Source organism: Burkholderia sp. BCC1999, assembly GCF_905339975.1.
Taxonomy (GTDB): Bacteria; Pseudomonadota; Gammaproteobacteria; order Burkholderiales; family Burkholderiaceae; genus Burkholderia.
The window spans coordinates 266,062-280,141 of record NZ_CAJPHP010000008.1 but is presented as its reverse complement, the minus strand read 5'-3'; the positions used below and the strand labels follow the sequence as shown (position 1 = coordinate 280,141).

Annotated in this window: 11 protein-coding genes; 3 read left to right on the top strand and 8 right to left on the bottom strand. The window is 60.3% G+C overall.

The features are described from left to right. Positions 1-416 precede the first annotated feature (416 nt). On the bottom strand, positions 417-1,619 hold the full coding sequence (fdhA, locus tag U5809_RS14215) for a formaldehyde dehydrogenase, glutathione-independent (RefSeq protein WP_321896585.1): 1,203 nt from the start codon (positions 1,617-1,619) through the stop codon (positions 417-419). A gap of 519 nt (positions 1,620-2,138) precedes the next feature. Between fdhA and U5809_RS14210 the strand changes: the two genes are divergently transcribed. Together U5809_RS14210 and U5809_RS14205 are read left to right on the top strand one after the other, a co-directional pair. After that, the gene (locus tag U5809_RS14210; RefSeq protein ID WP_321896587.1) at positions 2,139-3,383 is read left to right on the top strand and encodes an aromatic ring-hydroxylating dioxygenase subunit alpha; all 1,245 of its coding nucleotides are present in this window, start codon (positions 2,139-2,141) and stop codon (positions 3,381-3,383) included. After that, positions 3,383-4,414: an iron-sulfur cluster-binding domain-containing protein gene (locus U5809_RS14205; protein ID WP_321896588.1), complete on the top strand. Its 1,032-nt coding sequence runs from the start codon at positions 3,383-3,385 to the stop codon at positions 4,412-4,414. Before U5809_RS14210 ends, U5809_RS14205 begins: the two co-directional genes overlap by 1 nt. A gap of 162 nt (positions 4,415-4,576) precedes the next feature. Here the strand turns inward: U5809_RS14205 and U5809_RS14200 are convergent, their stop codons facing one another. The 6 genes from U5809_RS14200 to U5809_RS14175 form a co-directional block, all read right to left on the bottom strand. Then, positions 4,577-5,668: an IS630 family transposase gene (locus U5809_RS14200; protein WP_322086969.1), complete on the bottom strand. Its 1,092-nt coding sequence runs from the start codon at positions 5,666-5,668 to the stop codon at positions 4,577-4,579. A gap of 162 nt (positions 5,669-5,830) precedes the next feature. After that, the gene (locus U5809_RS14195) at positions 5,831-6,763 is read right to left on the bottom strand and encodes a LysR substrate-binding domain-containing protein (RefSeq protein WP_321896591.1); all 933 of its coding nucleotides are present in this window, start codon (positions 6,761-6,763) and stop codon (positions 5,831-5,833) included. A 789-nt stretch (positions 6,764-7,552) separates the two neighbouring features. Next, positions 7,553-7,855 carry a Dabb family protein gene (locus U5809_RS14190; protein WP_321896592.1) on the bottom strand — a complete coding sequence of 101 codons (303 nt, stop codon included), beginning with the start codon at positions 7,853-7,855 and terminating at the stop codon, positions 7,553-7,555. After that, a complete protein-coding gene (locus tag U5809_RS14185) occupies positions 7,852-9,288 on the bottom strand; it encodes an aldehyde dehydrogenase (NADP(+)) (protein ID WP_321896593.1) in 1,437 nt (478 codons plus the stop codon). Before U5809_RS14185 ends, U5809_RS14190 begins: the two co-directional genes overlap by 4 nt. Further along, a complete protein-coding gene (locus tag U5809_RS14180) occupies positions 9,285-9,740 on the bottom strand; it encodes a nuclear transport factor 2 family protein (RefSeq protein ID WP_321896595.1) in 456 nt (151 codons plus the stop codon). The genes U5809_RS14185 and U5809_RS14180 overlap by 4 nt, the downstream gene beginning before the upstream one ends. Before the next feature lie 3 nt (positions 9,741-9,743). After that, on the bottom strand, positions 9,744-10,499 hold the full coding sequence (locus tag U5809_RS14175) for a ribonuclease activity regulator RraA (protein ID WP_322086968.1): 756 nt from the start codon (positions 10,497-10,499) through the stop codon (positions 9,744-9,746). A gap of 238 nt (positions 10,500-10,737) precedes the next feature. On the opposite strand from U5809_RS14175, the gene U5809_RS14170 reads away from it, so the two are divergent. Further along, entirely contained in the window at positions 10,738-12,333 is a 1,596-nt protein-coding gene (locus tag U5809_RS14170; RefSeq protein ID WP_321896598.1) for an IclR family transcriptional regulator domain-containing protein, read from the top strand. Positions 12,334-12,474: 141 nt separating this feature from the next. Here the strand turns inward: U5809_RS14170 and U5809_RS14165 are convergent, their stop codons facing one another. Further along, positions 12,475-14,064, bottom strand: a complete 1,590-nt coding sequence (locus U5809_RS14165) for an altronate dehydratase family protein (protein WP_321896600.1) — start codon at positions 14,062-14,064, stop codon at positions 12,475-12,477. Positions 14,065-14,080: the final 16 nt, after the last annotated feature.

Genomic DNA, 14,080 nt, shown 5'->3' with positions numbered 1-14,080 from the left:
AAAATTTATTTTTATCAACCCTCGCACTCCAGACATCATTAAAGCTCATCAATAAATTATTCGAATAATTTGCTCGCCATTTCACCCATTACAAACAACTCCGTTTATATGACATTCCCGCAGGCATCTATACGATAAGAATATGCAGCAAAGTGACGTGATCTGAACGACCGGGCAAGAACGTCGCCTATAGGCGCGGAATGTAGCATCTACTAATGGCGTTACTGAGAACGGCTCTCATGGCAAGACACGTCTGAGCACTGTCACGCCCCCAACCCGACACGTTGCACACCCTTATAAATCACCTACCCAACTTTGCGTTATTCCGCCTACTTTTCAGCTCGATCGCTTTATAGAAAAGGCTACGATCCCTGGAGAAAAAGCACGATCCTGTTATCGAATAAGAATCAATGAGATCACGCAACCGCCCTAAAAACTCCGTGCGGATCGATAACAAACTTCTTCGGCACACCGGCATCGAATTCCGCGTATCCGGCCGGCGCGTCGTCCAGATCGATCACATTGACATTCACGACGTTCGCGATATCGAGACGGTCCCAGAGAATGGCCTGCATCAGACTTCGGTTGTACTTCATCACCGGCGTTTGCCCAGTGAAGAACGAATGCGATTTCGCCCATCCGAGCCCGAACCGAACCGACAGGCTACCCTTCTGGGCCGCGGCATCGTCCGCACCCGGATCGTCGGTAACGTACAAACCCGGAATACCGATCTTGCCGGCGACACGTGTCACTTCCATCAACGAGTTCAGCACCGTCGCGGGGGCTTCGACCTGCGAACCGGCGTGCCCGTGTCCACGTGCCTCGAAACCGACGCAATCGATCGCACAATCAACTTCCGGCTCGCCAAGCAAGTTGGCAATCTGGTCGGCGAGCGACGCGTCCTCGGACAGATCGACGGTCTCGAACCCGACTCGCCGCGCATGCTCAAGCCGCTTCGGATTCACGTCGCCAATGATGGTGACCGCTGCGCCAAGGAGACGCGCCGAAGCCGCCGCGGCCAGCCCGACCGGGCCAGCACCCGCGATATACACCGTGCTGCCTGGCGCAACGCCGGCCGTAACGGCGCCGTGGTATCCGGTCGGCAGGATGTCCGACAGACAGGCAAGATCGCGAATTTTCGTCATCGCGCGATCACGGTCGGGGAACTTCAGCAAGTTAAAGTCCGCATACGGCACCATCACGAATTCCGCTTGCCCGCCGATCCAGCCGCCCATGTCGACGTAGCCATATGCACCGCCGGCACGCGCAGGATTCACGCTAAGGCACACACCCGTGTTCTGCGCCTTACACATCGGACAGCGCCCGCACGCAACGTTGAACGGTACCGAGACGAGATCGCCCTTCTTGAGCGTCAGGACATCCGAACCGACTTCGATTACTTCACCCGTGATTTCGTGCCCCAGCACGAGCCCGGTCGGCGCAGTGGTCCTACCTCGCACCATGTGCTGGTCGGAGCCGCAAATGTTAGTTGCCACGACACGGAGGATGACCCCGTGGTTGGCCTTACGACCGGCCGGGTCCGAAAGCTCCGGAAAGGCGATGTTACGTACCTCGACTTTTCCAGGCCCGACATAAACGACTCCACGATTTCCTGACATGACGTCTCCGAGTTCTATTGCTGCTTGATATCGAGAGCCGTCACCGCTACGACGACCCTGAGTCACAGCGATTGCGAAAGCACTGCGATTCCACCAACGTTCCGCATCATCCGAGTCGAGAAATCAGCCGTCAAAGCAGTTTTTCTGATCTATCGCATGCGGATTTGCATACACGTCTCCACTGGCCCTTCAACTCGGGTGCCTCCGTGTCGCATGTTGAGATGTATGAAATTGCGCATGATGGCAAGTGCATTCGGGCCTCCCGTGAACGAGCTACAGGAACGTTTCGTCAACGATTCGTCGCCAGCGCGACGTCGGTTGGAAAGCCATACGCTGGTACACAGCACCACTTCGCCACCCTCATGAGAATCTAAACTGGGGCCAATATAGGGCCCCCCATGCACCTCAAAAACTCATGCAGAACATCAGTTTTCATGGCTTGCACACCTTCGTGCAAGGAGGTCAAATCGGTTCGTCCATCCGTTCGCTTATTGCTCTAGAACCTAACTGATCACCACTATGCTGACGAACAGTCAACTCAACGCTCTTATCGAGTCTCGCGTGGCCGGCCGGTCGTTGCCTCAGCCGTTCTATACCGACAAGGCCGTATACGAACGCGACCTCGAACTTATCTGGGAGCGCCAATGGATCTTCGCTGGCGTTACCGCCCAAATTCCGAAATCGGGCAACTGGTTCACGCTGGAGATCGGATCCAGTTCGATCGTCGTGATCCGGGACCGTAGCAAAGCGATCCGCGCGTTCTACAACACGTGCCGTCACCGCGGTTCGCGAATCTGCGCCGGCGACAAAGGTTCGTCCGGCACGCTCGTGTGTCCGTACCACCAATGGACCTACGGCCTGGACGGCAAACTGATGTTCGCCAAAGAGATGGGCGTCGAGTTTGACGCATCGCAATACTCGCTCAAACCGGTGCACTGCGAATCGGTCGAAGGCTACATATTCATCTCGCTTGCGGCCACACCCGCCCCGTTTGACGAATTCCGCAAGCAGGTGTCGCCGTATATCAGGCCTCACGGGCTTGATAACGCAAAGGTTGCGTACGAATCCACTATTGTCGAGAAAGGCAACTGGAAACTTGTTCTCGAGAACAATCGCGAGTGCTACCACTGCTCCGGAAGCCACCCGGAACTCTTGCGCACGATTTCCGAGTTCGATGGACCGACGGACCCTCGATTCGGTGGCGAATATGCCGAAAAATGTGAGAAAGACGAGGCTCGATGGACTGCGGCCGGATTGCCTTTCAAACCTATTGAAACTTCCGAGGGCTATCGGATGGTGCGGGCCGCAATGGAGCGCGGCCTCTCCTTTACGATGAATGGCGAACTCGCCTGCAAGAAGCTGCTCGGTACCAATAGGGACGAAGACGTCGGTTCATTGCGCCTGCTGCGCTTCCCGAATACGTGGAATCACGTTCTCTCCGATCATGCCATCGCGTTCCGGCTACTTCCGTTGAGTGCTACAGAGACTCAGGTCACGACCTGGTGGCTGGTAAACGAGGGTGCCGTCGAAGGCGAAGACTATGACCTCGACAATCTCACCGCCGTCTGGAAGGCCACAAATGCGCAGGACCAGCGACTCGTCGAAGCCAATCAGCAAGGCATCAACTCGAAGGGATATCAGCCGGGGCCCTACTCCCCGCTTGTAGAGCGCGGCGTGACCGAGTTCATCGACTGGTATCTGGCCACGCTGAAGTCGGAGCTGACCAGCGCACCGAAGACTATTCCCGTGGAGTGCATTGCATAATGAACGGCGGCGCTTTCACTGACGCGGTTTGCGTCGATATTGCCCGCGAGAATTGGAACGTCAAGACCTTCCGGTTTTCGCTCGCGCAACCTCACGAGTCAGTCAGGTTCGAGCCAGGCCAGTATGTCACGATGGGTATCGATACCGGGCGTGAGCAGTTGTACCGGTGCTATACGATCTCGTCAGCGCCGGATGATCACGGCAACGCGACCTTTGAGATCACGGTTAAGCGCTCGCCTACGGGCGCCGTCTCGACCTGGCTTCACGATCGATTGACTGTCGGCGACCGCTTGCATGTCTCACGGCCTGCCGGCGACTTCGTATTGCCTGCCGATCCTGCCGAACCACTATTGTTCGTCGCGGGCGGCGTTGGCATCACACCGCTCATTTCAATGGCGCGTGCGGTCTACGCTCGAGGCGGGTACACCGACATCCAGTTCCTGCAATTCGCCCGAACGCCCGGCGATATGCTCTTTCACGATGAGCTACTGCGCATGGGTCATGCGTCTCGCGGCATCACACCGCATTTCTACACAGCGGATGAGGCCAATGCGGATTTCGAGCTCGGGATGCTTTCCACGGACGTGCTTGACCGCTCGGTCCCAGACTGGACGTCACGGCAAGTGTTTTGCTGCGGGCCTGACGCATTCATGTCGGTGATGCACAACCTGTTTCTGGAAAATGGGGGCGCCGAATCCAGCTTCCACCAGGAGCGATTTCAACTGCCGGAGCAAGCACCTGTACAGGTGCCAAGCACTGTCGGAGTATCGCGGCTCCGCTTATCGCAGTCGCTGGTCGAGCTTGACTGCGCGCCCGGAACAGCCATTCTCGACGCGGTCCACGCACTGCCGAATGGCCCCAGGATTCCCAATGCATGCCGATCCGGCGTATGCGGAACATGCAAACTTCGCAAACTGGACGGACAAGTCGAGATGAATCACGGCGGTGGGATCACCGATGAAGAGATCGGTGAAGGCTACATCCTTCCTTGCTGCTCCGTGCCGTTATCGGACGTCACCATCGAGTTCTGATTAAACGGCTGCCTCGTCAACACACCGTTTCAAGGCGTACTGCTAGACATGATCTTCGGATCTCTCACTCACACGTACGTCCTTAATGAAGTAGGAGCTGGCAACCGTTCGAGTTCCACGACTACCAGAACAGCTGGCCAGCGTCCCATATTCGGACATGGCCTAGTGTCCTGTTCCGCTGATTCGCGAACAAAGTCGGTGTAGCTTTTCGAGGATGGAATCGGCAGACGCGGTCCAGACGAATGGCTTGCAGTTTTGGTTGTAGTGGGAGACGAATTGATCGATACGCTTGATCAGTTGTTTGACCGGGCCGAACGAGCCTCTGCGGATCGCTTTGTTGGTGATCAACGCAAAGAAGCGTTCGACCTGATTGAGCCACGAACTGTAGGTGGGAATGAAATGCATGTGCCAGCGGGGGCGTGCAGCCAACCATGCCTTGACCTTCGGATGCTTGTGACTGCCATAGTTGTCGACGATACAGTGCACGTCGAGTTCGGCTGGCACGGCTTTGTCGATTTCGCGCAGGAACGACAGGAATTCCTGGTGTCGATGACGTGGCTTGCAGGTAGCGAGCACGGCGCCATTGAGCACATTCAGGGCGGCAAACAACGTAGTGGTGCCGTGACGGACGTAATCATGAGTGACGCCTTCGACGTAACCAAAACCCATCGGCAGCATGGGTTGCGTGCGCTCGAGCGCCTGACACTGGCTCTCCTCGTCCACGCACAGCACCAGGGCATTCTCCGGTGGGCTCAAGTACAAGCCGACCACATCGCGCAGCTTCTCGATGAAGAACTGATCGGTCGAGAGCTTGAAGCTTTCGCTGCGATGCGGCTGCAGACCCAGCAGCTTGAAGTAACGGTGCACGCTCGTTGGCGAGATGGCAGTTTCGGCGGCGATCGTGCGCACGCTCCAGTGGGAGGAGCCATCTGCCGGCTTCGTGTGCAGGGTCTTGTGAATCAGTTGAGCCAGTCGTTCGTCGTCGATCGCGCGTGGCTTGCCCGGACGTACTTCGTCATAGAGTCCGTTGATTCGCTGCTCCAGAAACCGCAGACGCCACTTTCCCACCGTGGCGCGCGTGAGTTGCAGGCGTTGCGCGATCGCGCTGTTGGGTTCGCCGTCAGCATCCGCCAGCACGATGCGCGCCCGCGCGACCAGCGCAGCCGAAATCGAACGAGAACGTGCTATCGACATCAGCTGCGAGCGCTCGTCTGCGCTCAGCACCAGTTCCGCCTTCGGTCGTCCCATCACCATGCTGACGTCTCCCGTTCCGTTGACGTCAACATGCTACGTGAACATAGATCGGTTAACAACGGAACAGGACACTAGTACGCCGCCGCGATTATCACCTCCAAGATCCAGTCCGGCTTCGCGTCTGCAGCAAGGGCTATCCTAAACATCCAAGCAAGGAAGCGTCTACGCCCAGACGCTTTCGTTCGCGAAGTTGATCAACCAGCTCAAGAATATCTTTGCGGGTGCACTAAGTTCCTCAGTGTCCGCATAGACGATGTACTCGCACAACCCCGTCTTGATGGAAACGTCAAGCGGCCGGACGAGGAGCGCCCCTCGATCTTCTAGAGGAACACCGTAGGCCCAAGCCAGCGCCACCCCTTTCCCGCTGCACGCGGCCCTGTACACGAGGTCGTAGTTTGACAGCGTCAGATTCTTTCTCACGGCGCCATGCTTAATTCCGGCCCGTTCCAGCCAACTATCCCACGAATTGGAATCCGCACTGTCTGAGTCGTATTCGATCAGTTCGCAATCCATTAGGTCCTGCACCGTCTTGATCTCATGTTCTCGCTGATAAGATGGCGCGCAAACAGGAAAGATCTCCTCTTCGAACAGCTTGACCTTCGCAAGGTTCGGCCAGTGTCCGTCGCCATATCGAATCGCGAGGTCGACTGGCTCATTCCACGGATCAACCGGCGAATTACTCGCAAGAACTCGGATATCGATGTTTGGGTGCTGCACGCGAAACTCGAATATCGCAGGCATCAACCAGAAATTGGCCATCGCATTGCTTGCCGCGATGGTTACCGTACTGGTATCAAGACTTTCGATCATCGTCACGGCCCGGCGGATGGTATTCAAGCTCTGCGCGATAGCCTGCTGAAATATAAGACCAGCACGCGTTAGTTGAATCTCTTTGTGCCGTCGCGTGAAGAGCGGCACCCCCATCCGCTCCTCCAACACCTGAATCTGTCGACTAACCGCCCCCTGGGAAAGGTGGAGCTCCTCGGCTGCCTTCGTGAAGCTCATCAACCTCGCCGAAGCTTCAAAAGCGGAAATTGTATTGAGCGGCGGCAGCCGCTTTCGGGGCGTAGACAACTTGAACTCTCCGGGGCGCACTTTGAGACAACTAGGCTCGAAAGCCTACGCTGGAGACTGTACTGCATTCAAAATTCGATGGCTATGGGTTCGACAACTAGTTAGAATAGGGCATACCCTAGATGCCAATGCCCCAACATGTATATGAGGTACGGGGGGCACCCTGCTGTTCACCCCCTAGTTCTTACAGTCCTTGATGCATTAGTAATCGCATGCATACTCATGGCAGCGCTGCGCGGAGACTGTGTATGAGCGGCAACTGACCGTGACGATCTCGCTGCGCTCACAAGGCGAAGACAAAGGGTTCAATCGGACTAGATCTGATGGGTATATGCGGCGAATGGAGCACGACGATGAACGCCGAACAGCTCAATCGCACCAGGTCTAGCGAGACGACGAGCCGACACTTCGCTCGGTTCGTTGCAGACGACGGAGAACAGCGCAGCCGCGCGATTTACGCTCAAATAAATCAGGCGATTGAGGCGAAGATGTTTCAGGCAATCCCGCACTAGCGCATCCGAGCGCGGTTCGGTGTGCATGGCGGAAAGCTCTCGGCTGGTTCAGCAGGAAAGACAGCAGCTTATCGTACTGGAGATCAGCGGTAGCGATGAATGCCGCCATGTATGCTGCACCAATGCTGGCAGCGCTATTTCAATCGATCTGGTCCTCGTCGCAGCGAGGCAGGCCAAATTCCGCGTGGTGATTGTGCTACCGAGCGCCGAGTGGAACTGCACTTTTGCCGTTAGCTTCGTCGCGCTGCGATATCGATCATGAAAGGTGCGCTGCATAGAGGCGCACCGCTCCACCTGTTCACATCGAGTCGAACGTATAGTCGCAGGCGACCCACTCGAAGTACGTCTTCAACGCCTGAACCAACGACACATGCGCGGGATGCGGCAAGTAGCGCTCGAGATCGTCCCGGCTGTCGAACGACGATTCCAGCACGTAGTCCCAGCAGATCGGCCGATCCAGCTCGTTTGCCGACACGCACCACTCGCGCACGAAGTCGATCTCGGCATCGAGCGTCGCCATGCGTGCAACGAGTTGCTGTTCGAGCTCCGGTTGCCGTGCGACGTCCGGCAGCTTCCGGAACAACACTATGTGCTTCATCATGACGAGAGTCCCCCGTGATTGGCTGAGATCGCCCATGCCGGCGCGTCCTGCATCGCCACCGGGCGCAGGAAGCGTTCGATTGCGGCATAGCCGACCGAAGTTGCCTGCGGGCTGGTGGACGCAGGCCACGGGCCGCCATGATGCTGCGCGTGCGCGACCGCCACTCCGGTCGGGACGCCGCCGAGCAGCACGCGCCCGCCGATCCGCTGCGCCACCCGCACCAATGCACGGTTGTCGCGCGTATCGGCACCGGCACCCCACAAGGTCACCGTCAGCGAACCCTCGACCGCATCGAGCACCGCGATCACTTGCTCGATCGAATTCACGCGCACGACAAGTGCTGCCGGACCGAACACTTCTTCATGCAGGCGCCCATCGCGGATGAACGTATCGGCCCCCACCTCGAACAGCCGCGGCGCAGGCCCTGCGCCAGTCGACGGCCGCTCGATCAACGGCCTTGTGTCCGCATGCGCGGCAAACCGCTCGACGCCGTCTTCGTACGCTCGCCGGATGCCTTCCGTCAGCATCCGATGCGGAGTCTGCGTGCCCAGCGCTTCCGCCAACTGTGCAACGAAGCGGTCTCCGGCCGCATCGTCGAAGACGCAGATGATGCCCGGGCTCGTACAGAATTGACCGCTCCCGAGCGCGATCGATGCAGCTAGCATCTGCGCCGGCTCCGCTTCCCCGTCCGACAGCGCTGCCGGAAGGACGACCAGTGGATTGGTCGAGCCGAGTTCGCCGTAAAACGGAATAGGCCGCGGCCGATCGTTGACCGCGCGCCACAGTGCGACACCGCCCTGATACGAGCCAGTGAAAGCAACGGCTGCAACATGCGGATGCCGCACGAGATACGCATTCGCATCGCGCGACGTGTTGTCGATGAAGCACAGGACGCCTGCCGGCAGCTTTTGTTGCTCGACGACTCCGGCCGCGATCTCGTATACCATGCGTGACAGTGCCGCGTGCCCGGCATGCGCCTTCACGATCACCGGACAACCTGCAGCCAGCGCCGATGCCGTATCGCCGCCGAGCACGGAGAAAGCAAACGGGAAGTTGCTCGCGGAAAACATCACGACGGGACCCAGCGGGACGCTGATACGCGTCAGGTGCGGCCGGCCAATCGGCGGCGCGCCTGCCAGCGCGGGATCGTCTACGGTACGGTACGGCACACCCGCCTGCACTTCGTCCGCGAACCCCTTCAGCTGAAACACGGTACGCGCCAGCTCACCATTCAGACGGGCTGCGCCCAGGCCCGTCTCGCAGTCCGCGAGATCGACGAGCGCGGCAGCATTCACGTCCAGCGCATCGGCCAGGCTCGCGAGCAATGCCGCCCTCTCTTCCGCCGATGATTGCGCCCATGCCGGTGCCGCCGCATGCGCCTGCTCTGCGACATGGTCCACCGCATCGAACGACTTGTCGGGTGCCGTCCTCATGCGGTCACCGCCTTCAGGTGATAGCCGCGACCGGCGTAGTCGAAATCGACCAGCTCGTTGATCGCAACCTCCTTGTCGGCCGGTGACGCGTAGTACGCACGAATCTCGCGAATCAAACCGGACTGCTGGTCGAACACATACCATTCGTCGCCGCGAAGCGCGGTACCGATCTTGTTCTTCCAGTGCGTCCACTCAATGACGGCCTCATGGCTGTCGTGGCTGACGAGAATCTTTTCGATCGTCCATTGCGAACCCAGGTTCTCGACACACCAGATCCACTTTCTCGCGATCGTGTCGGCCGTTCGCCACGGAACATCCGGCAGGCCACTCGGGAAGTAATGCACGGCGTCGGGCGTGAAGCAGGACACGAGCTCGTCGTAATCCGCCACGTTGCAGGCGTCGAAATATCGACGAATCAGTGCTGCGTACTTCGCTTGGTCCACGGCTGCCATCTGTCATGCCCCCCGCTGCTCGATGATCGACGGAATCGCCGGGCGGCCGTCGGCCACCCACTTCTCATAGCCTTCGTACGCTTGCTGGCTCGGCGGATACACGCCCCACAGCGGCTCTCCGCCCGCGATGCGCATCGCCAGGTAATGCTCGATGTCGTCCTGCCGTGCGCAGAACTGGGCCAGCTCTTCCGCGAGATGCGGCGGAATGACCGTCACGCCGTCGGCGTCGCCCACGATGACGTCACCGGGATAGACCGCGACGCCCGCACAGCCGATCGGCACCTGCAGATCGGCGACGTGGTGATACGAAATGCGGGTCGTGGCCGTCACCTCGCGGCAGTAAGCTGGCAACGGCAGGTTCGCGATTTCCGAGCCGTCGCGCAGCGCGCCGTCGGTAATGATCGCGCGCGCGCCACGCGCAAGCAGGCGGGTCACGAGAATGTTTCCGGCCGACGCGGCACGCGGATCGTTACGGCTGTCGATCACGAGCACGTCCCCCGGCTGGACCTGTTCGATCCCCTGCCACTGGAGGTTGTCGATGTTCGGCTTCGTCGTCATGGTGCCGTACGTATCGATGTCTTCACGTGCCGGGATGAAGCGCATGGTGTAGGCACGCCCTGCGAACGGCTTGACGTTCCTGTTCAGTGCGCGCAGCCCAACCAGCGCAGGCTGGCGATAGCCATGCTTGAAGAGCTGGGTGGTCAACGATCCGCTGCTGAGTCGGGCGAGCTTGTCCAGCGTCTCGTCGCTCACGGTCACGTCGCGTTCGATCGACGATTGCAGCGAGTCGGAATAGTTGTGTATCTTCATGACGACTTCCCAAAAGAAAGAAACCCATCAGAGTTCCAGCATATGGTTTTTTGAAGCCCACACACGTTCTGATGCGATGAAGTAATGCTAGTTGGAAACCGCGCTGCACGAACACCGGTGGTATCCTCGTTTCACCGGTTGGGTTCCAAGGGATGGGAATATGGGATTGGGCGAAGGAACGGCATCGTTGGACAAGGCGCTCGGCGTCCTCGAACTGATCGGCGGCGCGCCGGACGGCTTGAGCAACGCAGACCTGCTGGAAGTCGCCGGACTGCCGAAGACGACGCTCTACCGGATTCTCGCGACCCTCGTCGAGCGCGGCCTCGTGCGGCGCGATCCCGTCAAGCGCGTGTACAGGCTCGGGTTCCGGTACCTTGAACTGGTCCGGAATGCTTATCTTCAACCCGATCTCGTCGCGGCGGCCAGTTCCGAATTGCGCGCGTTGCGCGACCTGACCGGCGAAACGGCCTATCTCGCGGTGCTCGACGGTGCGTCGGTCCTGTCGCTCGAGCGATGCGACGGCGCGCATTCCAGGCGCTCGGCCGCAGCGCTTGGCCAAAGCAAGCCGCTGCACTGCACGGGCCAGGGCAAGGCCATCCTGTCCCGCCTGCCGATCCATGAGCGAGATGCCTTGCTGCGGACCATCGACTACCCGGCACTGACCCGTTACACCATCACCGACCGGCGCCGCCTGCAGATCGAGCTCGGCATCACGGCCGCGCGAGGCTACGCGATCGATGACGAAGAAATCGTCGAAGGTGTCCGATGCGTCGCGGCCCCCATCATCGATCCGGCCGGCAAGGTACGTGGCGCGCTGAGCGTTGCCGGTCCGGCCTTTCGGCTGAGTCTGGCGCGACTGGAGCTGCTCGGGCCCGAGCTGGCGGACGCCGGCCGACGCGTGGGTTCCCAGCTCGCAGGAAATCGTACACGCATCGACAGCAACGACATCGAGCCGGTCTGCGAGACCTGGGCATTCCATGGCGCATTCCCGTGCTGGTCTGCCGCCCACGACCGCCTCTACTGGGCCGACACGATGGCACCCGCGATCCGGTGTTTCGACGGGCGCGACGACCGAATCGTTGCGCGGCTCGACAGTCCGATCGTCGGGATGCTGCTGTTCGGCGACCGGCTGTTCGTTGATCTGGGCAGCGAGCGGATCTGGGTAGGGCTGCAGGGCGACATCGAGCCGATCGCAGGCGCGTCGGCATGGAGCGACCCGTCCATCGGCATCCTCTGCGTCGACGATGCGCAACGGGCCTGGGCATGTCAACGCAGCGACGCCGAGGCCGGATGTCGCGTGGGCCCCATTCGCGAAGACGGCCGATTCATGACGCAATGGCGCGTCGGTGAGGCGATCGAGGCGATGGCGATGACCCGAGACGGCATGGACGCCTATGCGATCGCGCCGGAATCGGGCACGCTGTACCTGCTGAAATCTGCGGAATCGGGCGGCAAGGCCATCGTTCGACGCGTTGCTTCGATGCCCAAAGGATCGGGCCGCCTGAGCGGTCTGGCGCTCGACGCCGAAGGTGGCATCTGGACCAGCCTGAAAGACGGATGGAGTCTGGTGCGGTTCACGGAAGACGGCAACGTCGACACACTCAAGAGCCTTCCGGTCGCCGCGCCTACAGGGATCGCAATTGCGTCGCTGCTGGACGGACCGTTCCTCTACATCACGAGCGACCGCCACCTGCAATCGCTCGAATTGCTCAACAGCGCGCCCTGGTCCGGAATGCTCCTGCGGGTTCGGTTGCGAGCGCATGACTCGACTGCGGAAAAGTGAAATACCGCCGCGGCGATCCCCGGCGGCCGTGGCACCACACTGCCGCGCATCGCCTCGCTCGCTCGTGCCGACGCAGGACCGCGCGCGGGCATGGGCGTCTTCCCAGCCCGTGCGCGCGCGACGCGATGGACCCGTCGCAACTTAGACAGTGATGCCGAGCGGCCAGGGGACGAATTCGTTCGCGCCGACGCCGAGCGCTTCGCTTTTCGTCGGCTCGCCCGATGCATGCCGGACGAGCTGCTCGAAAATTGCCCCCCCCATTTCAGCCACGCTCGCTTCGCCGTCGATCACCGGTCCGCAGTTGATGTCCATGTCCGCCTCCATGCGGACGAACATCGGCGTGTTGCTGGCGAGCTTTATCGTCGGCGCGGGAACCGACCCGAAGCACGAGCCCCGCCCGGTCGTGAAGCAGATCATGTTCGCGCCGCCCGCGATCTGGCCCGTCGCGGAAACCGGATCGTAGCCCGGCGTGTCCATGAAGACGAGCCCGTGCTGCGTCACGCACTCGCCGTATTCGTACACTTCCATCAGCGGCGCATTCCCGCCCTTCTTCGCGCCGCCCAGCGATTTCTCGAGCACGTTCGCGAGACCGCCCGCGTTGTTCCCCGGACTGACCTGCCCGTTGATCTGCGTGTCCCGCCCCTCGTTGTAGTTGAGCCACCAATCGATCCGCGCGACGAGACGCTTGCCCACCTCCGGCGTACGGGCGCGCGCGGTGAGCGTGTGCTCGACACCGTAGATTTCCGACGTTTCGGAGAGGATCGCCGTGCCTCCGTTGCGAATCAGGATTTCCATCGCGACGCCGAGTGCCGGATTCGCGGACAAACCGGAAAATCCGTCCGACCCGCCGCACTGCAATCCCACCTTGATGTGCTCGACCGACACCGGCTCGCGTTCGACCTGGTCGACGGCCGGCAACATCGCACGCACGATCTCGATACCGCGCGAAACGGCCGCGCGCGTGCCGCCCGCCTCGCCGATATCGAGAATCTGCAACCGATCGCCCGCCGCGAGCCGCTGATCCGCGAACAGCGCGTCGACCCCGTTGTCCTCACCGTCCGCGGTAATGATCAGCGCGGCCGCGGTGTTGGGATGAGCGACATAGCCACCGATCGTTCTACGCAGCAACTGCATCGGCTCGCCGCTGAGCTCCATCCCCGCACCGTGCTCATGCGTGAACGGCGCAACACCGTCGACGCGAGGAAACGCGGTCAGTTCGTCGGCATCGAAGAACGACGCGATTTTCCGCGCGATGGAAGCACCCCGATGGCTCAACGCGAACACACCGACATAGTTCCGGGTGGCAACGCGCCCATCCGGGCGGACATACCCCATGAACCGGACGCGCTCGGCTTCCGGCAATACGTCGACCGCGACGTAATCCTCGCCATGCCGGTAATCCTTGACCAGCTCGCCGAAACTTATGTTGTGGCTGTGCATCCAGGTTCCCGCAAGAACATCGTCACTCGCGAAGCCGATCGTCGTGTTGTACTTCAGGATGGCTTCCCCGCGCCGGATGCCGCGCGTCGCCACCTTGTGTCCAGCCGGCACCTGCTGCAACGTGACGATGCCTTCGCTCACCACCGCCGTACCGGGCGGCACATCGATACGCGCGACCGCCACGTTATCGTTCGGGTCGAGGCGAATGAACGGGTTGCTCAATACCTGATGCGACGGTACGACCGTCGATGTGATGTTGAGCGCCTTGGGTCCGACTGTCGTTGCTGTCATGTTCGTGGATTTCCTG

Coding starts and splice junctions, on each gene's coding strand:
- U5809_RS14185 (WP_321896593.1), bottom strand. CDS start 9,288: ATGAGGACGGCACCCGACAAGTCGTTCGATGCGGTGGACCATGTCGCA.
- U5809_RS14205 (WP_321896588.1), top strand. CDS start 3,383: ATGAACGGCGGCGCTTTCACTGACGCGGTTTGCGTCGATATTGCCCGC.
- U5809_RS14210 (WP_321896587.1), top strand. CDS start 2,139: ATGCTGACGAACAGTCAACTCAACGCTCTTATCGAGTCTCGCGTGGCC.
- U5809_RS14200 (WP_322086969.1), bottom strand. CDS start 5,668: ATGGTGATGGGACGACCGAAGGCGGAACTGGTGCTGAGCGCAGACGAG.
- fdhA (WP_321896585.1), bottom strand. CDS start 1,619: ATGTCAGGAAATCGTGGAGTCGTTTATGTCGGGCCTGGAAAAGTCGAG.
- U5809_RS14190 (WP_321896592.1), bottom strand. CDS start 7,855: ATGATGAAGCACATAGTGTTGTTCCGGAAGCTGCCGGACGTCGCACGG.
- U5809_RS14165 (WP_321896600.1), bottom strand. CDS start 14,064: ATGACAGCAACGACAGTCGGACCCAAGGCGCTCAACATCACATCGACG.
- U5809_RS14180 (WP_321896595.1), bottom strand. CDS start 9,740: ATGGCAGCCGTGGACCAAGCGAAGTACGCAGCACTGATTCGTCGATAT.